The sequence below is a fragment of the Allobosea sp. WAO genome, from assembly GCF_001509835.1.
Taxonomy (GTDB): domain Bacteria; phylum Pseudomonadota; class Alphaproteobacteria; order Rhizobiales; family Beijerinckiaceae; genus Allobosea.
Genome location: NZ_JXTJ01000018.1, coordinates 176,139 through 196,325, shown reverse-complemented (window position 1 = coordinate 196,325; position 20,187 = coordinate 176,139). Strand labels below are relative to the sequence as shown.

Genomic DNA, 20,187 nt, shown 5'->3' with positions numbered 1-20,187 from the left:
AACCCGACCGATGGGAGAAAGACGATGAACCAGAACGCGCAGCCGCATAGCGGCGCCTGGGTGACCTTCACCTATGCCTCTTTCCTCGGGGCCGCCGCCATGGTCGGCGCCGGCATCCTGTTCCTGCCGCTCGACTGGTGGGCCAAGGGCTATCTCGCCATGGGCGTGGTCATGCTGGTCCAGTCCTGCATCACCATGACGAAGACCGTGCGCGACATGCACGAGGCCTCGAAGCTGGTGAACCGCATCGAGGATGCCCGGACCGAGCGCCTCCTGATGGATGTCGGCAAGCCGGTCGCATGAGCATTGGTGCAGTCCCGGCAAGGTCGGCTTAACCGCAAACCGAGATCGGCCGGCGCAGGCAAGAGTTGCTTAGCCCGGCCGATGCAACCTCACCGTCCCTTTCCCGTGAGATCGCCATGATCGACACATTGATGCTGAAGCGGCGCTTCGCGCCGTTGTTCTGGGCGCAGTTCTTCTCCGCCTTCAACGACAATTTCCTGAAGAACGCGCTCGTCTTCATCATCCTCTACAAGCTCGCCGGCTCGCATGGCGAGGCGCTGGTGACTCTCGCCGGCGGGCTCTTCATCGCGCCCTTCTTCCTGCTCTCGGGCATCGGCGGCCAGATGGCCGATCGTTTCGACAAGGCGGTGATGGCGCAGCGGCTGAAGCTCGCCGAGATCGGCGCCGCCGGTGTCGCGGTGCTCGGCTTCACCTTGCATTCCGTGCCCGTGCTCTTCGTCGCGCTCTTCCTGTTCGGCGTCATCGCCGCGCTGTTCGGGCCGATCAAATACGGCATCCTGCCCGACCATCTGAAACGCGAGGAACTGCCGGCCGGCAACGCGCTGATCGAGGGCGCGACCTTCATCGCGATCCTGCTCGGCACCATCGCCGGTGGCCTCACCGCCCGCGAAGGCGGCGACGCCGCCCAGCTCAGCCTGCTGATCCTGATCTTCGCCCTCGCCTGCTGGGTCGCGACCCTGTTCATTCCGAAGACCGGCCCGGCCGCGCCCGATCTTGCCATCGACCGCAACATCCTGCGCTCGACCGGGCATCTGCTCGGGGATCTCTGGGCCGATGCCCGCCTGTGGCGCACCGGCGTGATGGTCTCGATCTTCTGGCTGATCGGCGCCGTGGTGATGGCCCTCCTGCCTTCGCTGGTGAAGAACGGCATGGGCGGGACCGAAATGGTCGTCTCGGCCTATCTCGCCATCTTCGCCATCGCCATCGCGGTCGGCTCCGGCCTCGGCTCCTTCCTGTCGAGCGGGCGCATCGTCTTGCTGCCGGTCCCGGTCGCCGGCATCGTCATGAGCCTTTTCGCGCTCGATCTCGGCTGGGCGGTCTCCGGCATCGTTCCGCACCAGCCGGCGCAGGACATGGCCGTCTTCTTCGGCGACGCCTCGGCCTGGCGCGTCGGCATCGACCTTGCCGGCCTCGCCATCGCCGGCGGCGTCTTCATCGTGCCCTCCTTCGCCGCGACGCAGAACTGGTCGCCGGCTGAGAAGCGCGCCCGCATCGTCGCCGCCGTCAACGTGCTTTCAGCCGCCTTCATGGTCGCGGGCGCTATCGCGGTGGCCCTGTTGCAGGCGGCGGGCTTCACCCTGTCGCATCTATTCCTGCTGATCGGCGCCTCGACCATCGCCGCCTCGCTCTGGATCTTCCGGACGCTGCCGACCAATCCGCTCAGCGACTTCCTGTCGATCCTGTTCCGCGCCTTCTACCGGGTCGAGGTCAAGGGCCGCGAGAACATCGCCAAGGCCGGCGAGAACGCGATCATCGCGCTCAACCACGTCTCGTTCCTCGACGCGGCGCTGGCGCTCTCGATCCTCGACAAGGAGCCGGTCTTCGCGATCGATCACGGCATCGCCCGGCGCTGGTGGGTAAAACCCTTCCTGAAGCTGACCCGGGCGATGCCGCTCGATCCCGCCCGTCCTCTGGCGACGCGCTCGCTGATCAACGCCGTGAAGAACGGCGAGAGCCTGGTGATCTTCCCGGAAGGGCGCCTCACCGTCACCGGCAGTCTGATGAAGGTCTATGACGGCGTCGGCATGATCGCCGAGAAGTCGGGGGCGAAGGTCGTGCCGGTCCGGATCGAGGGCCTGGAGGCGACGGTCTTCTCGCGCCTGACCCGCGCGCAGGTGCGGCGACGTTGGTTCCCCAAGGTGCGCGTGACCATCCTTGAGCCGGTCACGCTCACCGTGCCGGAGGAGTTGAAGGGCCGGGCGCGGCGTCAGGCCGCCGGCACAGCGCTCTACCAGGTGATGTCCGACCTCATCTTCCGCACCACCGACATCGAGCGCAGCGTCTTCGACGCCGTGGCCGAGGCCGCCCGGCGCCATGGCATGGGCCGCGTCGCCGTCGAGGACCCGCTGACCGGCACGCTGAGCTACAAACGCCTCCTGATCGGTGCCGAGGTGCTCGGCCGCAAGCTCGCGCCGCTGGCCGGCAAGGGCGAGGCGATCGGCGTCATGCTGCCCAATGCCAACGGCGCGGCGGTGACCCTGCTCGGGCTGATCTCGGCGGCGCGCGTGCCGGCGATGATCAACTTCACCGCAGGCGCGACCAACATCGCCGCAGCCTGCACGGCGGCTCGGATCAGGACCATCGTGACCTCGCGCGCCTTCGTCGAGAAGGGCCGGATGGGCCCGCTGGTCGAGGCGCTCTCCGGCGAGGTCGCCATCATCTATCTGGAAGACGTCCGCGCCACGGTCTCGGCGGCCGACAAGCTCAAGGCACTCTGGCGCCATGGGCATCCGATCGAGGCGTCGGGCGGCCAGGACCGCGCCGCGATCCTGTTCACCTCCGGCTCGGAGGGCACCCCCAAGGGCGTCGTGCTCAGCCACGCCAACATGCTGGCCAATGCGGCCCAGGCGGCGGCGCGGATCGATTTCGGCCGGCAGGACAAGGTCTTCAACGTGCTGCCGGTGTTCCACTCCTTCGGCCTCACAGTGGGCCTCGTGCTGCCTTTGGTCTCCGGCGTGCCGGTCTATCTCTATCCCTCGCCGCTGCACTACCGGATGGTGCCGGAGCTGGTCTACGGCTCGAACGCCACCATCCTGTTCGGCACCGACACCTTCCTTGCCGGCTATGCGCGGGCCGCGCACCCTTACGACCTGCGCTCGCTGCGCTACATCCTGGCCGGCGCCGAGCCGGTCAAGGAAGCGACGCGCCGGACCTATATGGAGAAGTTCGGCCTGCGCATCCTCGAAGGCTATGGCGTGACCGAGACCGCTCCCGTGCTGGCGATCAACACGCCGATGTTCAACCGCTTCGGCACGGTAGGGCGGATCATGCCCGGCATGGAGGCCAGGCTCGAGAGCGTACCCGGCGTCGAGGAAGGCGGGCGCCTGCATGTGCGCGGCCCCAACATCATGCTCGGCTATCTGCGCGCCGAGAACCCGGGAGTGCTCGAGCCGCCGGCCGAGGGCTGGCACGACACCGGCGACATCGTCACCATCGACAAGGATGGCTTCATCGCGATCAAGGGCCGAGCCAAGCGCTTCGCCAAGATCGCCGGCGAGATGGTTTCGCTCGCCGCGATCGAGGCCTTCGCAGCCGAGCTCTGGCCGGACGCGCTTTCGGCGGTCGCCAGCCTGCCCGATGCGCGCAAGGGCGAGCGGCTGGTGCTGGTGACGCAGAAGCAGGGCGCGAACCGCGCCGAGTTCCAGACTTTCGCCAAGGCGAAGGGCGCCTCCGAGCTGATGGTCCCGGCCGAGGTGATGGTCGTGCCGGCGGTGCCGGTGCTCGGCTCCGGCAAGCTCGACTTCGCCGGAGTGACCCGGCTGGTCAAGGAGCGCGCGGCGGCCGCGACGGCGGCGGCATGATCCGCTTCTGGCTCACCGCGCTGACGCGCCCGAAGCTCGACCTGACGCTCGCCACCCATGCCGGGCTGACGACGCGGATCGTCGAGCGGCCCGGCGCGGTGCTGGACGACACGGCCCTCGCCGAACTCGTCGAGCAGTTGCGCAGCGTGGCGCGCCGCACGCTCGGCGAGGGCGAGCTGAGCTATGGCGTGTTCTCCGGCGAGCGCGAGCGTCTGGCGCAGGCCATCGTCACCCTGATCACCGAGAAGGCGACCGGCAGGCCCGTCGCCTTCAACGCACTGGTTCAGATCGAGACGGTACTGAACGGCGAGCCCGAGCCGGTGACGCATCTCGGCCTTGTCATGGTCGACCCGGACGAGCGCGGCCGAGGCCTCTCCTGGGTGCTCTACGGGCTGACAGTGCTGGTGCTGTTCGTCCGCGGCGGCCTGCGGCCACGCTGGATCTCGAACGTCACCCAGGTACCGGGGGTGGTCGGCATGGTCTGCCAGACCTTCTCTGACGTCTATCCCTCGCCCGATCCGGGCGTGCACCAGAGCTTTTCGCACCTCTCGCTGGCACGTCAGATCATGCGCGGCCATCGCCACGTCTTCGGCGTCGGCCCTGAAGCCGGCTTCGACGAGACGCGTTCGGTGATTACCAACGCCTATACCGGCGGCTCCGACGAGCTGAAGAAGAGCTTCGAGCAAGCGACACATCACCGCGACGCCCGCTACAATGAGTTCTGCCGCGCCGAGCTCGACTATGCCCGCGGCGACGACGTGCTCCAGATCGGCCGGATGGATCTGGCGGCGGCCCGGCGCTACCTGCTCGGCCAGGTGCCGCGCGCCTCGCTGCCGGCGCTGCTCGGCGCTTCGCTCTTCCTCCTGTTGCGGCGTCTCGTGCTGCCGCTCGTCCACTGGCTCGACGATACCAGCCGTTTCGGCACGTTGCGGCCGCGCGATGCGAAGGCAAGGCCATGATCCCAGGCTTCGGCTATGACGGCTTCACCACCCGCAATATCGGCTTCGTCAGCGAAGCCGAACAGGCGGTGCTGCGCGCGGCCACGGTCTTCGTCTGCGGCGTCGGCGGCATGGGCGGCTCCGCCTTCATGGCGCTGGTCCGGGCCGGCATCGGCCGCTTCGTCATCGCCGATATCGACGTCTTCGAGATCTCCAACCTGAACCGCCAGGTCTTCGCCAATGCCAGCACGATCGGCCGGCAGAAGGCTGACGCCGCCGCCGAGGCCGCGCGCGCGATCAACCCCGGGATCGAGCTCGAGGTGCTCGGCGCCGAATGGGCCGAGCAGCTGCCTGAGATCGCCCGCCGCTGCAAGGTCATCGTCAACGGCATGGACGACATCGCCGCCGGCCTGCACCTCTACCGCACCGCCAAGCTGGCAGATGCGGCGGTGATCGACGCCTACATGTCGCCTCTGCCCTCGGTGATCGTGGTCAGGCCGGAGGATCCGCGCCCGGAAGAGCGGCTCGGCTTCCCGACGCTCGGCAAGGACTGGCGGACGATCTCGGAAGAGGACAGGCGCGCCGCCATGCTCTGCGAGGTCGAGCATGTCATGCTGCATTCGCGCTCGCGCCACCATGTCGACCTCGCCATTGCCGGCGAGGTCGCGGCCGGTCGGCGCAGCCGGATGTCCTTCGCGCCGATGGTAATCACCACCGGTATGATGATGGCCTATGAGGCGATCGCGCTCATTCTCGCCAAGCCGACCGGCACCGATTGCCGCGGCTGGTTCTTCAACCCGCACCGGCCCGCGGTGGAGAAGCCGCTGCCGGCCCCCCTGGCCGCGCTGCTGCGACCGTTTGTGCGCCGGGCGCTGCGCAAGATGACGGGCGCGCCATGACCGCCGGCTTCGCCAATCCCGGGCTCGTCGCCGACTCCATCGTCGATCTCTCGGCCGCACTCGGGCTCGGCGTCGCGATGCTGGCCCTGCGGCGGCGCGATCCACGCGGCGCCTTGACGACACGTTTCCTCGTCGCGCTCGGGCTCGTCGCGGCGGTCCTGCTGCTACGCGGGCTGAGCTGGTGGACCGGCAGCGTGCTGCTGGAGCGGCTTGCACTCGCCTGCGCCGCGATGTTCCCGCTCGGCGCGCTCATCGTGACCGAGAGCATGCTACGCCGGCATGCGCCGCGGCGGGCCAAGCTCACCGTGCTCGGCGGCGCCGGCCTGCTCGCCCTTGCGGCTCTGCTCGGCCTTGCCGAGCACGGCAACGGCTTCGACATGGCCCTCGCCGCTTTCCAATTCGCGACCTTCGCCCTCTGCGGCTTGCTGCTGTTCACCCGCGATCCGGCGGCGCTGACCGAAGCAGAAAATGCCGGCGTCTGGCGGCTCGGGCTCTGCGCCTTCCTGGTGCTGCCCTTCATGCTCAGCGATTTCCGCAGCCTCGTGCCGGACATGCCCGTCAGGCTCGGCGGGCTCGGCGCGCTGCTCCTGATCCATGTCGTGCTCGTCACTGGCGGCGGCGCGCAGACGCGCCGGCAAGGTTTCTGGTTGATGGGCCTGCGCATCATCGCGGCACTGGCGCTCGGCGGCGCTGCCGCCCATCTCGACGCCGACATCGACCTCTCCAGCACCGTGCGGATGTGTGCCGTCGCGGTCGCCGGCGTGCTGGCGATCGGGCTGATGGCGGACGCGCTGAGCACCAGCTTCGACCAACGCTCGCCCGGCGTGCTCGCCTCGATCGCGCGTTCGGAAGCCGCCAGCCGCGAAACCCTGATCGCGAAGCTGGCGAGCCATCCGCTTTTCGGCGGCGCGAAGCGCCTGCGCGAGACGGAACTCGCCGATTACGACCCGCTGATCCTGCGCGCGGCGCTGCGTGACATCGGCGTGCTGCGCGCCGCCGACCGGCCATGGCAGTGGTCGCCGGATGATGGCGGCGTCGAGCGGCTCCAGGCCCTGCTCGCCGCCCACTCAGCCACGCATCTGCTGGTGATCGGCCGCGAGCCGCTCGACCTCCTGCTGGTCACGGTACCGCTGGTCTCCGCCGATCCGGCGACCGAGACAGCCCTCGCTTTGGTCCGCCGCCTGCTGGCAAGCACGCCGATGGAGACGGCATGATCGAAATCTCGACCGATGACCGCAAGGCAGCCTTCGCCGTCACGGCCAATGCCTATCCGGCCGATAGCCCCTATGTGCCGCCGATGTGGGCGGATTTCGACCGTATGCTCGATCCCGCGCGCAATCCGCTGGCGAGGGACGGGCATGGCCGCTTCGTGCTGTTCACGGCGCTGAGGGACGGGAAGGCGCTCGGACGCATCGTCGCTGCGATTCACGATGCCTCGAACGCCCGCCACGGCACGAGCCGGGCGCAGTTCGGCTATTTCGACTGCGTCGACGATCCGGAAATCGCCACCGCCCTGCTAGCCGCCGCCGAAACCTGGGCCCGCGAGCGCGGAATGGTCGAGATTGCCGGAAACTTCAACCTGACGGCGATGCAGCAGATCGGCGTGGTCACCGGCGGCTTCGAAGGCGCGCCCTATACCGACATGCTCTGGAGCCCGCCGCATATGGCCCGGCTGCTCGAAGCCAATGGCTATGTGCCGACCTTCCCGATGACGACCTTCGAGATCGCGCTCGCGGGCGTCGATCCCCGGCAATTGCTGGGCGAGAAGCAGCGGGCGATCCTCGCCGATCGCGACTACCGCTGGATGCCGATCGACCGCCGGCATTTTTCGGTGCGGCTCGAGGAATCGCGCCTGATCCTCAATGACGGCTTCGACGCCAACCCCATGTTCGTGCCCCCGAGCGCGGCGGAATATAGTTTCCAGGCCGGCGACATGATGTGGGTGATCGACAAGCGCATCTCGACCGTGGTGCATCACAGGGGCGAGCCTGTTGGCGCGATCATCGCGATTCCCGATCTTAACCCGCTCGTCAGGGCGACCGGTGGGCGGATCGGCCCGGGCTTCCCCTTCCGCTTCCTCTGGCATCGCTGGACCAATCGCCGCGCCGTGATCGTCTACCAGTCGGTCAGTCGCACCTTTCACAATCGCGGTCTCAACGGTGCCATGCTCTACAAGGTCACCAGCGCGCTGAAAGCAGCCGGCTACACCGGCCTCGGCGGCACCTGGATCGCCGATGTCAACGGGCCGAGTCTGAGGCAAGCACAGAAGGCCGGCGCAAAGCCGCTGCACCGGCTGCACCTGTTCACAAAAGCGCTGCGGGGCTGAAACCGGCATGCTCGACCACGCTTTGCTCGAAGACCTCGTCGCGCAAGTCAGGCTGGCGCCGAGCGTCCACAACATCCAGCCGACCCGCTGGCGGCGCGATGGCAGCGACTTGCTGGTCCTTGAGGATATGGCGCGGCGCCTGCCCATGGCCGATCCGGCCAACCACGACGTCAGGCTTTCGCACGGCGCGGCGATCGAAGGGCTCGCTCTGGCGCTGGCCGGGCGAGGCTTGTGCATCGCCGAGGTCGTCGCGCTCGACGGGCAGTCGGAAACGACGCGGATGCGACCGGTCGCGCGGCTGAGCATTGCCGTCGGAGCCTCGCCCGATCCCCTCGCGAACGCAGTCGCGGCACGCGCGAGCTGGCGTGGCGCCTTCCGTCGCACCGACGCCGATTCCCGTCAGGCACTGGCACATCTTGCGGCGTCCAATGGCGATCTGCTGATCGTCGATGCGCCCGAGGCGGTCGCCGCCATCGCCGTGCTCGGCGACCAAGCGGGGCTGCACTTCCTGCGCGAGGAGGCGCATCGGCGCGAACTCTTGCACTGGATGCGACTCTCGCCTGCCCATCCTGACTATCTGCGCGACGGGCTCAATGCTGAAGCTCTTGCGCTCGGTCGTCTCGAAGCAATCGGAGCAGGATTGGTGCTGGGGTCGCGCTTCCCCCTGCTCGACCGGCTGGGGCTGGCCGGGCCGCTGACCAGTGAGCGCGGCAAAACGGGCTCCGGCGCTATCGCCTTGTTCTGCCGCCCGGCCGGCGAGGATGCGCTCGACACCGGCCGGGCCTTCTACCGCGCTTGGCTGGCGATCGCCGCGGCAGGCCTCGCGGCCTGCCCGCTCTCGGTCCTGGCCGATTGGCCGGAGAGCCGCCGAGCCCTGGAGGAGACGCACGCGCTTCCGGCCGGGCGGCGGCTGGTCAATGTTTTCCGGCTCGGCCTCCCGGCCCGGGCACAGGTTGCCGCACGGGCGCGGCTTCCAGTCGGCGAGCTGATCGTTTGAGCGGCGCGCGAGCACCCGGATTGCGCGGCGTCAGCGCCCGTGCGCTGCACGGCTTTCCGGATTGGCGGTGGCAGTGGCAAGATTCGATTGAAAACCCCACTCCGGGAGGCCAGATAGCAGGGACGGGCGTTTGCCTACCTTTGCGAACGCTATCCCGGCGGTCGCGGCACCGGATCCGGTGAGGATAAGGGGATTGCTGAATGTCGGGGTCCGAGTCTTCCCACGCCATCACGGCCGAGCCTGAAGCGGAGAGCTACGACCTCTCCGAACAGGTCGGCTTCATCCTGCGCCAGGCAATCCAGCGCCATGTCTCGCTGTTCAACGAGATCATGGGGCCGGAGCTGACACCGACGCAGTGGGCGGTGCTGTCGCGGCTCTATCTCGAAGGCGGCAGCTCGCAGAACCTGCTCGGGCGCCAGACCGCGATGGATGCGGCGACGATCAAGGGCGTGGTCGACCGGCTGATCAAGCGCAAGCTGGTGCACACCACCGCCGACCCCGACGACGGGCGCCGCGTCATCGTGCAGCTGACCGAGGTCGGCCGCGCCTATACGCGCGAATTGATGCCGAAGGCCGAGACCGTCACCAAGGTGACGCTGGCGCCGCTGGCGACCAGCCAGCGCACCACACTGATCTCGCTCCTGAAGCAGCTGCGCTGAGAAGAGCCGGCCCTCAGCCTATCTGATCACGAAGCAGGCGCTCTCCGCCGCCAGCGCCCGCGCCTCCTCGAGATCGCTCGAGGCGCTGGCATGGATCGCGAAGAGCGGATCGCCGACAGCGACGCTGTCGCCGACGCCGCGGCGCAGATCGATTCCCGCCGCCTTGTCGAAAGGCGCACCGGCGCGCCGGGCAATCCCGGCGACGGCCCAGCCGTCGATCTCGGCGACCGTGCCCGCCGTCTCGGCCCGCACCGTATGGACGAGCAACCCCGGCATGACGGGCGGGTTGCGGCGCCCCTGTGCGTCGACGATGCGCTCGAAGGCGGTGCGCGCGGCGCCGGAGCGCAGCAATTCCTCGGCTCGCGCCCGTCCGGCCTCGACCGAGCCCAGCGCCGGGTCCCAGGCCAGGATACGGCCGGCGAAGAACAGCGCCTTGGCGACGAGGTCGGCCGGCGCCTGCGGATCGTTGTCGAGCGCCCAGGCGACGTCGCGGCATTCCAGTGCCGGCCCGATGCCGCGTCCGATCGGCCTGGTGCCATCGGTCGGGAAGGCCTCGACGACAAGACCGAGCCCGCGCCCGACCGTCTCGAACAGCGCGGCGAGATCGGCCGCTTCTTCCTGCGATTTCAGCTTGGCGCGCGGGCCATAGGGCAGGTCGACGATCACATGGGTCGAACCGGCGGTCTTCTTCTTCGACAGGATCGAGGCCACGGACCAGCGATTGGAATCGATGCCGAGCGGCCGCGTGATCGCGTTCATCACGTCGTCGACGACGGAATGGTTCAGGCGGCCGTTCCAGGCGATGCAGGCACGGGCCTCCTCGACGCAGGCGCGCAGTTCCGCCGGCGTGAGCTCGACATCGGCGAGCGCCTCCATCGCGTCGGCCGTGCCTGCCGCCGAGGTGATGGCGCGCGACGAGGTCTTCGGCATCAGGAAGGCGCCATGGGCGGCGACGATCGGCACCACGATCAGCGTGATCCGGCTGCCGGGAATCCCGCCCATCGAATGCTTGTCGACGACGATCTTGTCGGACCAGCTGATCTGCTGGGCGAAACGGGTGCGGACGCGGGCAAGCGAAACGACCTCGTCATCGCTGAGCTTCTGCGTCGCCGCGACGAGGAAGGCCGCGACCTCGCCATCGGGGTAGCGGGATTCGACGATGTCGCGGATCAGCGTGTGATACTGCGCCTCCGAAAGCGCCCCGCCCTGGATCTTGCGGGTCAGCGCGGCGCGGCTTTCCGGCGAGGGCGTGCGCCGGATCGAGACCTCGGTGCCTTCAGGCAGGCCGAGCTCGGCGAAGGCCTCGCTGGAAAGGCCGATCTCGTCGGGCGCGAGCGCGGCAGGAAGGTCCGCAACCTGGATGTCCGAGCGGATGCTGGCACCGGCACCAGAGATCTCGATCCTGCCCGGCCCGAGATAGTCGAAACCGTTGACGACCTCGCCCTTGGCCGGGAGCCAGGCGCAATGGGCCCGGCCGGCGAAAACCGGCAGGCGGCGCAGGCGCAAGGTATTGGCGGCCGATTCCACCGCGGCGATGAAGCGCTCGATCCCGGTTTCCGGGCTCTGATCGTTGCAGACAGTGGCCGTGCGGATGCCGACCGGCCAGGGCTCGACCTTGCGGGCGAGCCGGTTCTCGATGGCGCTGCCCTGCTCGCGGCCGCGCCCGGCGATGCGGCCGGCCAGGATTTCCGCGGGGGCCGTGACATCGACGATGACGAAGCGCGGCAGGAGCGCCGCGAGTTCGGCGATGACGGCGCGCGAGCCATTGGCGATGACGTGGCGGCCGCTCTCGATCGCGCTCAGCAAGGCGCGGGGCAGGCCATAGCGCAGGCCATGGGCGCCCCAGCTGATCAGGAAGTCGCCGGCGGCCTCGCGCGCCGCGAACTCCGCCTCGCTTGCCGCCTCATGCGCCTCGCCGGCCGAGCCGGCGGGGCGGGTGATGACGCGCCTTGCGAAGACATAGCGCCCGGTCGGCTCCAGGACCGTCCTGGCGCCGTCGATCAGGGTATCCTTGCCGCCGCCGCTGGGGCCGACGACAAAGAAGAATGTTCCCGGGCGCATGGTCCGATCAGGCTTCGTCGAGGCCGATGTCGACGGCGGGTGCCGACTGGGTGATCTTGCTGGTCGAGATATAGTCGACGCCGGTCTGGGCGATCGGGCCGATCGTGTCGATGCGGATGCCGCCGGAAGCCTCGACCTTGGCGCGGCCGGCGATCAGCTTGACGGCCTGCGTCATGTCGGCGACCGACATGTTGTCGAGCATGATCACGTCGGCGCCGGCCTTGACGGCCTCCTCGACCTGCTCGAGCCGGTCGCATTCGACCTCGAGCTTGGTCAGCACCGGCAGCTTCTTGCGGGCGCGCTCGACGGCGGCGCCGATGCTGCCGCAAACGGCGATGTGGTTGTCCTTGATCATCACGCCGTTATCGAGACCGAGGCGATGGTTGAGGCCACCGCCGCAGGTCACGGCGTGCTTCTCCATCATGCGCAGGCCGGGCGTGGTCTTGCGCGTGTCGATCAGACGGGCCTTGGTGCCGGCGATCGCCGCGACATAGCGGGCGGTCTCGTTGGCGATGCCGGACAGGCGCTGGGCGATGTTGAGCGCGGTCCGCTCGGCGGTCAGCACGCTGCGGGCTGCGCCCTCGACCTCGATCAGGATCGCGCCCTTCTCGACCTTGTCGCCGTCCTTGACGAGCAGCTTCACCTTGAGCTCGGGATCGTAGCGCTTGAAGACGCGGGCGGCGACCTCGATGCCGGAGACGATCATCGGCTCGCGCGCATTCATGTTGAACTTGCCGACCTCGTCAGGCTCGATCATGACCTGCACGGTCAGGTCGCAGGCGCCGATATCCTCGGTCAGCCAGAGATCGATCAGGCGATCCGTCGCAAAGCTGTCGTACATCGAAACCCCTCCTCGGGCGCTGATCGCCTTGAGCCTTTTCCCCGGAATCGGCGCGCCAACCCGAGCGAAATTTTATTTGTATACGAATAATAACAGTCGATTTTTCCGGCTGTCAATCAGCGCTGGATAGCGGCAATGACAGGCGGCGTCTCGCCTGAAACGCCTTGGTACCACCGCGACAACAGGCAAGCCCGGAGAATACGTAGCGAAAGCGCCGCGCCGTGCCCGCGACACGCCCCACCCGCAGCCGGCTGGCCGTGCAGCTTCCGGAGGGCTATCTTGACAGTCTGGCGACCATGCGCCAACGTCATTTGTGTACAAATGATTAGCCGCTTCTGACGGCGAGGGTTGACGATGAGCCTGGGGGAAGCAACCGCGACCGCCGACGACAAGATCCGCTGCGATGCCTGTCCGGTCATGTGCTTTATCAAGCCGGGCGCAGTCGGCGCCTGCGACCGCTATGGCAATGTCGACGGCAATCTGGTGCGGGTCGACCCGCATGTCGTGCTCGACCGCGTGATCGACCAGGGCGGCGAGCTCGTCTCCTTCGCCGGCCCACGCGAATGGGATGGCGACATCCTGCACCAGCCCGGCACCTTCGTGACCGCGATCGGCGCCGGAACGACCTATCCCGACTACAAGCCCGCGCCCTTCATCGTCTCCTCCGAGGTCGATGGCGTCGACATGGTCACCGTCGTGACCGAGGGCATCTTCAGCTATTGCGGCGTCAAGGTGAAGATCGACACCGACCGCTTCCTCGGCCCGGAGACCGCGATCGTGCGCGTCGAGGGCGAGGCGGTCGGCCATGTCACCTCCGGCGAATACGGCTCGCAGATGCTGTCGCTCGGCGGTGTCCACCATCTCACCGGCGGCTCGAAGAAGGAGGGCCGCGTCACCTGTGACACGCTGCTCTCGCTCAGCAACGGCAAGGCGGTCGAGCTCACGATCGATGGCGGCGAGACCGTCATCGTCCAGGCCGGCAAGCCGCCGATCGTCAACGGCGTCGAGGAAAGCCGGATGCGCGTCGGCTGCGGCTCGGCGACCATCGGCATCTTCGCCAAGCAATGGCATGGCAAGGTCGACGAGGTCGTCGTCGTCGACGACCACATCACCGGCGTGCTCTCGGAACACCAGGCCGGCAAGCTGCTCGGCATGCCGGCGACCGGCCTGAAGATGAAGGGACGGCGCTCGACGCCCGGCCGGTATTTCCAGGTCGCGCAGCCCGGCACCGGCTGGGGCGGCACCAATATCAGCGACCCCCTGACCATCCTCGGGCCGTTCGATCCGAAAGTCGCTTATCGCGGCCTGCGCATGCTGATGGTCTCCACGACCGGCGAGCACGCCGCCTATTACGAGCTCGACGAGAACCTCGTGCCTGTCGAGATGCAGATGCCGGAGCGGCTGGTCGAGCCGGTCGAACGCATCGCCGAGAATTGCGAGCCCGCTCTCTCGACCGTGCTGTTCATCGGCGGCGCCGGCGGCTCGCTGCGCGCCGGCGTCACCGAAAACCCGGTCAGGCTGACGCGCTCGGTCAAGGACGCGCTGACCTATGTCACCTGCGGCGGCGCCCCGGTCTATATCTGGCCGGGCGGCGGCATCACCTTCATGGTCGACGTCACCCGCCTGCCCGAGAACGCTTTCGGCTATGTGCCGACGCCGGCCCTGGTCGCGCCGCTCGAGTTCACCATGAAGCTCTCTGACTATCAGGAACTCGGCGGGCATATGGACTATGTCCGGCCGCTCTCCGAGCTCAATGCCGACGGCAGGCTGAAGTTGCCGCAGCGGCTCGACAATCCCTGGCCGCTGGCGCCGGAGCGGATGCGCCGCTCGCACGGCTGAGCGATGTTCGAGGCCCCGACCGCGCGCCTGTTACCGGATGGCAAGCGCCTGCTGCTGCAGCAGGGGCCGATCGATCTCGTCGTCGAAGCCACCGGCCCGGCGACGGCGGTCGAGGCGGCCTATCAGGCGGCGATGCGGCGCTTCGACGGGCTGCTCGCCGAACTCTGCGGCGAACTTGCCCTGCTGCGCTCGCCGGTGCGGGCAAACGGCCCGGTGCCGGAAGGCCCCGTCGCCCGGCGCATGCATCAGGCGGTCACCCCCTTCGCCGCCGCGACCTTCATCACGCCGATGGCAGCGGTCGCAGGCTCGGTCGCGCAGGAGATCCTCGGGGTGATGGTAGAGGTCGCGCCGCTGACGCGCGCCTATGCCAATAATGGCGGCGACATCGCCCTCCATCTGGCTGAAGGCGAGATCTTCCGGATCGGCCTGGTCGAGCGGCCGGACCGGCCAAATCTCTTCGCCACCGCCAGCATCGCCGCGGCCGATCCGGTGCGCGGCATCGCGACCTCCGGCTATCCCGGCCGCAGCTTCTCGCTGGGCATCGCCGAGGCGGTGACGGTGCTCGCCCCGACCGCAGCCATGGCGGATGCGGCGGCGACCGTGATCGCCAACGCGATCGACCTGCCGGGCCACCCGGCGATCGAGCGCCTGCCGGCCGAGGCGATCCAGGCCGACAGCGATCTCGGCACGCGCCTCGTTACCCGCAATGTCGGGCCGCTGACCGAGGCCGAGATCGCGACGGCGCTCGCCGGCGGCCTCGCCGAGGCAAAGCGCCTGCGAGAGGCAGGCCTGATCGTCGCGGCCGCCATGCATCTTCAGGGCGTGAGCAAAACCCTGGCCACGCCTATGATCCTTCAAGAACAAGCCGAGAGGAGACTTGCCCGTGCCTGAGATCGCCGTGCGAAAGTATTCTGTGACCGTGGAAGAGATCTTTCACGAGGGCGGCCCGGCCGTCGCCACGCCGCTGAAGCGCGGCGCTGCGGTCGCCGTGATCGCAAACCCCTTTGCCGGCCGCTATGTCGAGGACATCCAGGGCTTCATGGAAGACCTGAAGCCGCTCGGCCTCGCCATGGCGCAGCGCCTGCTCGCAGCGATGGGCGGCGATGTGAAGGCGATCCAGGGCTATGGCAAGGGCGCCATCGTCGGCGCCGCCGGCGAGCTCGAGCATGGCGCGCTCTGGCATGTGCCGGGCGGCTACGCCATGCGCGAGCTGCTGGGTGACGCCAAGGCGATCGTGCCCTCGACCAAGAAGGTCGGCGGCCCCGGCACGCGCCTCGATATCCCGGTCACCCATGTCAACGCTTCCTATGTCCGCAGCCATTTCGACGCCTTCGAGGTCGGGGTCACCGATGCGCCCAAGGCCGACGAGCTGCTGTTCGCCCTGGTGATGACGACGGGCTCGCGCATCCATGCCCGCGTCGGCGGCCTGAAGGCGAGCGAGATCAAGGGCGAGGACGGGCTGAGATGAAGGCCTCCATCCGCAAGATCGTCACCATTCTCGACGAGACCCATTCCGAGATGGGCCAGCCGGTCGCGCCGGCGATCCGCCGCGCGGCGGCGGTGGCCGTCATCGCGAACCCCTTCGCCGGCAAGTACCAGCCCGATCTCTCCGAGCTGATCGAGATCGGCGAGGAGCTCGGCGACCTGCTCGGCCGCCATGCGCTGAAGGCGCTCGGCATCGAGGGCGAGGCCGTGCAGGGCTATGGCAAGGCAGCCGCCGTCGGCGAGGACGGCGAGTACGAGCATGCGGCTGCGATCCTGCATCCGAAGCTCGGCGCGCCGCTTCGCAAGCTGCTCGGTAAGGCGCCGGCCCTGATCCCGTCCTCGAAGAAGCGTGGCTCGCTCGGCGTGGTGCTCGACGTGCCGCTCGGCCACAAGGCCGGCGCCTATGTCCGCAGTCATTTCGACGGCATGGAAGTAAGCATCCCCGACGCGCCGCGCGCCGGCGAGATCGTCGTCGCGGTCGCCCTCACCAGCGGCGGACGCCCGTTGCCGCGCGTCGGCGGCCTGACCCATGAAGAGGTCAAGGGCGAGGACGGCCTGCGCTAGAGCCCGTACCGATCAGATTGATCCAATCTGATCGGATCCAGCTCTGGCAGCATCGACCGGCACGGCGCCATCTCGCCACCTCATTGCTGCGATAGCTTTCCTGCAATGATGCCGGCGCGATGGCGCAGCCCAGCGCGCGGCGCAGATCGGTATCTTCTTTCAACCGATTGAAAACTGGCAGCCTTCTGCGCCATGCTGAGGCAAGGCGAAAAAAGCTGCCAGCCCAAGGTTCAAAAGATCATGCTCGACAAAGCCACTCCGCCGCGCACGCTCAAGCTCAATGCCGCCGACAATGTCGCGGTGGCGGTCGATCCGATCGATGTCGGCGTCAGCGCCGCCGGGGTCACCGCGCTGAAGCGCATCCCGCGCGGCCACAAGATCGCGCTGGTGCCGATCGCCAAGGACGAGCCGATCCGCAAGTTCGGCCAGATCATCGGCTTCGCCACGCTCGACATCCCCCCCGGCGAATGGGTCCACGAGCATAATACCGGCTTCCACGCCTTCGAGCGCGACTATGCCTTTGCCGCCGAGGCAAAGAAGGAACTGATCCTGCCGGTCGAGCAGCAGGCGACCTTCCAGGGCTTCCGTCGCAAGGACGGCCGCGCCGGCACCCGCAACTATGTCGGCATCCTGACCTCGGTGAACTGCTCCGCCTCGGCCGCGCGCTTCATGGCCGAGGAGGTCAAGCGCTCCGGCATCCTCGCCGACTATCCCAATGTCGACGGCGTGATCGCGCTGACGCACGGCACCGGCTGCGGCATCGACTATAATGGCGAGAGCTTCGAGGTGCTGAAGCGCACCACCTGGGGCTATGCCTGCAACCCGAACATGGCGGCGGTGCTGGTCGTCGGCCTCGGCTGCGAGGGCTTCCAGATCAAGCGCATGAAGGAGGCCTATGGCGTCGAGGAGAGCGACATCTTCCGCACCATGACGATCCAGGAAACCGGCGGTACGAAGAAGTCGGTCGCCGCGGGCGTCGAGGCGCTGAAGACCATGCTGCCGATCGCCAACCAGGCGGTGCGCGAGACCGTGCCGGCTTCGGAGTTGATGCTGGCCCTGCAATGCGGCGGCTCGGACGGATATTCCGGCATCACAGCCAACCCGGCGCTGGGCGCCGCCGTCGACATCCTGGTCGAGCATGGCGGCACCGCGATCCTCTCGGAGACGCCGGAGATCTACGGCGCCGAGCATCTGCTCACCCGCCGCGCCGCCACCCGCGAGGTCGGCGAGAAGCTCGTCGGCATCATCAAATGGTGGGAGGACTATACCGAGCGGGCCCGGATGAGCATGAACAACAACCCCTCGCCGGGGAACAAGGCGGGCGGTTTGACCACCATCCTGGAGAAGTCGCTCGGCGCGGCCGCCAAGGGCGGCACCAAGACGCTCTCGGCCGTCTACCACTATGCCGAGCCGGTGCGCGACAAGGGCTTCGTCTACATGGACACGCCCGGCTACGATCCGGTCGCGGCGACCGGCCAGGTCGCGGGCGGCGCCAACATCCTCGCCTTCACCACCGGCCGCGGCTCGGCCTATGGCTGCAAGCCGACGCCCTCGGTCAAGCTCGCAACCAACACGCCGATCTACGAAAAGATGATCGACGACATGGACATCAACTGCGGCGACGTGCTCGACGGCGTGACCCTGGAAGCGAAGGGGCGCGAGATCTTCGACACCCTGCTGAAGATCGCCTCGGGCGAGCGCTCCAAGTCCGAGCAGCTCGGCTATGGCGACGCCGAGTTCGTACCTTGGCAGATCGGCGCGACGATGTGAGGACGGCGGCCCTCGGCCGCCTCCGCTACCACAGCAGGTTCACCCTGGCGCGATCTGCAGCGGGTCGACAGAGATCGCCCGCTTCAGCGTGCGCAGGCCGAAGGTCGTGCGCGACTGGCGCAGGCCCGGCAGGCGGTAGATTTTTTCGCGCAGGAAGCGCTCATAGTGCTCGGTGCCGCTGACCACGGCCTTGACCAGGTAGTCGTAATCGCCGGTGACGAGATGGGCCTCGACCACTTCCGGGATACGCGCCAGCGCCTCGCCGAAGCGGTCGAGCAATTTGTCGTCATGCTTGTCGAGCGTGATCTCGATGAAGACGACGTTGTCGAGCCCGAGCGCGCGGTGGTTGAGCACCGCGACATATTTCTCGATCGCGCCGCTCTCCTCGAGCCGCTTCACCCGCGTCCAGCACGGCGAGGGCGACAGGCCGACCTTCTCGGCCAGCGCGTTGATCGTCAGCCGGCCATCCTCGTTCAGGGCCGAGAGAATGCGCCGATCGATCGCATCCAGCTCGTCGCCGCGCCGCGCCTTCGTCACCATCGAGAGAATTTTCTGCTTGATACAGGGATGCCGGAATAATCCTCTGACCAAGCTCGAATCTCAAGGCCATTTCGGCAAGAAATCGATAATCTGCGATCCTAACATGCCCGCATAAGGACGGCGCCCCGTCGGGCGCGCCCGCAGACGTGCCTTGCGGCGGTCGCCGTGGCGCGGAATGCTGGGCATAGCGAGAGCCTAGGGAGCGTGGACATGACAGACCCCTCACCGCTTCGGTTCCATGTTCCCGTCCCAGCCAGTCGCCCCGGCGAGAAGCCCGATTTCTCCCATGTCGTGATACCCAAGGCCGGCTCGGTGCAACGCCCGCCCGTCGATGTCGATCCCCGGGAAATCCGCGACCTCGCCTATTCGATCATCCGCGTGCTCGACCGCGAGGGCGAGGCGGTCGGCCCCTGGGTACCGGAGCTCTCCAAGGACGAGCTGATCCGCGGCCTGCGCCATATGCTGACCCTGCGCGCCTTCGACGCGCGCATGCAGATGGCCCAGCGCCAGGGCAAGACCTCGTTCTATATGCAGCACACCGGCGAGGAGGCGGTGAGCTGCGCCTTCCGCATCGCCCTCGGCAAGGGCGACATGAATTTCCCGACCTATCGCCAGGCCGGGCTGCTGATCGCGCACGACTACCCGCTCGTCGAGATGATGTGCCAGATCTACTCGAATGAGCGCGACCCGATGAAAGGCCGGCAATTGCCGGTGATGTACTCCTCCAAGGAAAACGGCTTCTTCTCGATCTCGGGCAATCTCACCACCCAATATGTCCAGGCCGTCGGCTGGGCGATGGCCTCGGCGATCAAGGGCGACAACAAGATCGCGGCCGCCTGGGTCGGCGACGGCTCGACCGCCGAATCCGACTTCCACGCCGCTCTGGTCTTCGCCTCGACCTACAAGGCGCCCGTCGTCCTCAACGTCGTCAACAACCAGTGGGCGATCTCGACCTTCCAAGGCATCGCCCGCGGCGGCTCCGGCACTTTCGCCGCCCGCGGTCTCGGCTTCGGCATCCCGGCCCTGCGTGTCGACGGCAACGACTACCTTGCCACCTATGCCGTGGCGCAATGGGCGATCGAGCGCGCCCGCCGCAATCTTGGGCCCACCCTGGTCGAATACGTCACCTATCGCGCCGGCGCGCATTCGACGTCGGACGACCCGTCCGCGTACCGGCCCAAGCACGAATCCGATGACTGGCCGCTGGGCGACCCGATCGTGCGGCTGAAGCAGCACCTGATCGCGACCGGCGCCTGGACCGAGGAGCGCCACAAGCAGACCGAGGCCGAGATCATGGCGACCGTCATCGCCGCCCAGAAGGAGGCGGAGAGCTTCGGCACGCTCCACGCCGGCGGCAAGCCGTCCTCGCGCGACATGTTCGAGGACGTCTATGCCGAGCTGCCACCGCATCTGCGCCGCCAGCGCCAGCAGATCGGAGTCTGAG

17 protein-coding genes are annotated in these 20,187 nt (G+C 67.9%); 14 read left to right on the top strand and 3 right to left on the bottom strand.

What is annotated here, in order from left to right:
* The first annotated feature begins 24 nt into the window (after positions 1–24).
* The 8 genes from DK26_RS26775 to DK26_RS26740 all read left to right on the top strand — a co-directional run bounded on the left by DK26_RS26775 (position 25) and on the right by DK26_RS26740 (position 9,643).
* Positions 25–303: a YiaA/YiaB family inner membrane protein gene (locus DK26_RS26775; RefSeq protein ID WP_066479430.1), complete on the top strand. Its 279-nt coding sequence runs from the start codon at positions 25–27 to the stop codon at positions 301–303.
* 116 nt (positions 304–419) lie between these two features.
* Positions 420–3,824: an acyl-[ACP]--phospholipid O-acyltransferase gene (locus DK26_RS26770; protein ID WP_066479427.1), complete on the top strand. Its 3,405-nt coding sequence runs from the start codon at positions 420–422 to the stop codon at positions 3,822–3,824.
* Positions 3,821–4,783: a hypothetical protein gene (locus tag DK26_RS26765; RefSeq protein ID WP_066479425.1), complete on the top strand. Its 963-nt coding sequence runs from the start codon at positions 3,821–3,823 to the stop codon at positions 4,781–4,783. The genes DK26_RS26770 and DK26_RS26765 overlap by 4 nt, the downstream gene beginning before the upstream one ends.
* Positions 4,780–5,661, top strand: a complete 882-nt coding sequence (locus DK26_RS26760; RefSeq protein WP_066479423.1) for a ThiF family adenylyltransferase — start codon at positions 4,780–4,782, stop codon at positions 5,659–5,661. The genes DK26_RS26765 and DK26_RS26760 overlap by 4 nt, the downstream gene beginning before the upstream one ends.
* Complete coding sequence (locus tag DK26_RS26755) at positions 5,658–6,875, top strand: hypothetical protein (RefSeq protein ID WP_066479419.1); 1,218 nt, start codon at positions 5,658–5,660, stop codon at positions 6,873–6,875. The genes DK26_RS26760 and DK26_RS26755 overlap by 4 nt, the downstream gene beginning before the upstream one ends.
* Positions 6,872–7,987 (top strand): GNAT family acetyltransferase, encoded by a 1,116-nt coding sequence (locus DK26_RS26750; protein WP_066479417.1) that lies wholly within the window; start codon positions 6,872–6,874, stop codon positions 7,985–7,987. The genes DK26_RS26755 and DK26_RS26750 overlap by 4 nt, the downstream gene beginning before the upstream one ends.
* 7 nt (positions 7,988–7,994) lie before the next feature.
* Entirely contained in the window at positions 7,995–8,984 is a 990-nt protein-coding gene (locus DK26_RS26745; protein WP_066479414.1) for a hypothetical protein, read from the top strand.
* A 200-nt stretch (positions 8,985–9,184) separates the two neighbouring features.
* Complete coding sequence (locus tag DK26_RS26740; RefSeq protein WP_066479412.1) at positions 9,185–9,643, top strand: MarR family winged helix-turn-helix transcriptional regulator; 459 nt, start codon at positions 9,185–9,187, stop codon at positions 9,641–9,643.
* Positions 9,644–9,661: 18 nt separating this feature from the next.
* Here DK26_RS26740 and phnN read toward each other — a convergent pair whose 3' ends face one another.
* Both phnN and nadC read right to left on the bottom strand, forming a co-directional pair.
* Complete coding sequence (gene phnN, locus DK26_RS26735) at positions 9,662–11,704, bottom strand: phosphonate metabolism protein/1,5-bisphosphokinase (PRPP-forming) PhnN (RefSeq protein WP_066479410.1); 2,043 nt, start codon at positions 11,702–11,704, stop codon at positions 9,662–9,664.
* A 7-nt stretch (positions 11,705–11,711) separates the two neighbouring features.
* Positions 11,712–12,545: a carboxylating nicotinate-nucleotide diphosphorylase gene (nadC, locus tag DK26_RS26730; RefSeq protein WP_066479408.1), complete on the bottom strand. Its 834-nt coding sequence runs from the start codon at positions 12,543–12,545 to the stop codon at positions 11,712–11,714.
* A 354-nt stretch (positions 12,546–12,899) separates the two neighbouring features.
* Between nadC and DK26_RS26725 the strand changes: the two genes are divergently transcribed.
* From DK26_RS26725 to DK26_RS26705, 5 genes are all read left to right on the top strand, one after another.
* Entirely contained in the window at positions 12,900–14,384 is a 1,485-nt protein-coding gene (locus DK26_RS26725; protein ID WP_066479406.1) for a 6-hydroxynicotinate reductase, read from the top strand.
* A 3-nt stretch (positions 14,385–14,387) separates the two neighbouring features.
* Positions 14,388–15,275, top strand: a complete 888-nt coding sequence (locus tag DK26_RS26720; protein WP_066479404.1) for a UPF0280 family protein — start codon at positions 14,388–14,390, stop codon at positions 15,273–15,275.
* Positions 15,268–15,852 (top strand): amino acid synthesis family protein, encoded by a 585-nt coding sequence (locus DK26_RS26715; protein ID WP_066479403.1) that lies wholly within the window; start codon positions 15,268–15,270, stop codon positions 15,850–15,852. The genes DK26_RS26720 and DK26_RS26715 overlap by 8 nt, the downstream gene beginning before the upstream one ends.
* Positions 15,849–16,433, top strand: coding sequence for an amino acid synthesis family protein (locus tag DK26_RS26710; protein ID WP_066479401.1), 585 nt, complete (start codon positions 15,849–15,851; stop codon positions 16,431–16,433). Before DK26_RS26715 ends, DK26_RS26710 begins: the two co-directional genes overlap by 4 nt.
* Positions 16,434–16,673: 240 nt before the next feature.
* On the top strand, positions 16,674–18,203 hold the full coding sequence (locus tag DK26_RS26705; protein WP_066479644.1) for an altronate dehydratase family protein: 1,530 nt from the start codon (positions 16,674–16,676) through the stop codon (positions 18,201–18,203).
* Positions 18,204–18,242: 39 nt separating this feature from the next.
* On the opposite strand, the gene DK26_RS26700 is transcribed toward DK26_RS26705, so the two are convergent.
* The gene (locus tag DK26_RS26700; protein WP_066479398.1) at positions 18,243–18,743 is read right to left on the bottom strand and encodes an Lrp/AsnC family transcriptional regulator; all 501 of its coding nucleotides are present in this window, start codon (positions 18,741–18,743) and stop codon (positions 18,243–18,245) included.
* A 210-nt stretch (positions 18,744–18,953) separates the two neighbouring features.
* Between DK26_RS26700 and DK26_RS26695 the strand changes: the two genes are divergently transcribed.
* Positions 18,954–20,186, top strand: coding sequence for a 3-methyl-2-oxobutanoate dehydrogenase (2-methylpropanoyl-transferring) subunit alpha (locus DK26_RS26695; protein ID WP_066479395.1), 1,233 nt, complete (start codon positions 18,954–18,956; stop codon positions 20,184–20,186).
* Position 20,187: the final 1 nt, after the last annotated feature.

Coding starts and splice junctions, on each gene's coding strand:
- nadC (WP_066479408.1), bottom strand. CDS start 12,545: ATGTACGACAGCTTTGCGACGGATCGCCTGATCGATCTCTGGCTGACC.
- DK26_RS26705 (WP_066479644.1), top strand. CDS start 16,674: ATGCTCGACAAAGCCACTCCGCCGCGCACGCTCAAGCTCAATGCCGCC.
- DK26_RS26710 (WP_066479401.1), top strand. CDS start 15,849: ATGAAGGCCTCCATCCGCAAGATCGTCACCATTCTCGACGAGACCCAT.
- DK26_RS26745 (WP_066479414.1), top strand. CDS start 7,995: ATGCTCGACCACGCTTTGCTCGAAGACCTCGTCGCGCAAGTCAGGCTG.
- DK26_RS26760 (WP_066479423.1), top strand. CDS start 4,780: ATGATCCCAGGCTTCGGCTATGACGGCTTCACCACCCGCAATATCGGC.
- DK26_RS26720 (WP_066479404.1), top strand. CDS start 14,388: ATGTTCGAGGCCCCGACCGCGCGCCTGTTACCGGATGGCAAGCGCCTG.
- DK26_RS26750 (WP_066479417.1), top strand. CDS start 6,872: ATGATCGAAATCTCGACCGATGACCGCAAGGCAGCCTTCGCCGTCACG.
- DK26_RS26725 (WP_066479406.1), top strand. CDS start 12,900: ATGAGCCTGGGGGAAGCAACCGCGACCGCCGACGACAAGATCCGCTGC.
- DK26_RS26700 (WP_066479398.1), bottom strand. CDS start 18,743: ATGGTGACGAAGGCGCGGCGCGGCGACGAGCTGGATGCGATCGATCGG.
- DK26_RS26765 (WP_066479425.1), top strand. CDS start 3,821: ATGATCCGCTTCTGGCTCACCGCGCTGACGCGCCCGAAGCTCGACCTG.
- DK26_RS26770 (WP_066479427.1), top strand. CDS start 420: ATGATCGACACATTGATGCTGAAGCGGCGCTTCGCGCCGTTGTTCTGG.
- DK26_RS26740 (WP_066479412.1), top strand. CDS start 9,185: ATGTCGGGGTCCGAGTCTTCCCACGCCATCACGGCCGAGCCTGAAGCG.
- DK26_RS26695 (WP_066479395.1), top strand. CDS start 18,954: ATGACAGACCCCTCACCGCTTCGGTTCCATGTTCCCGTCCCAGCCAGT.
- DK26_RS26755 (WP_066479419.1), top strand. CDS start 5,658: ATGACCGCCGGCTTCGCCAATCCCGGGCTCGTCGCCGACTCCATCGTC.
- DK26_RS26775 (WP_066479430.1), top strand. CDS start 25: ATGAACCAGAACGCGCAGCCGCATAGCGGCGCCTGGGTGACCTTCACC.
- phnN (WP_066479410.1), bottom strand. CDS start 11,704: ATGCGCCCGGGAACATTCTTCTTTGTCGTCGGCCCCAGCGGCGGCGGC.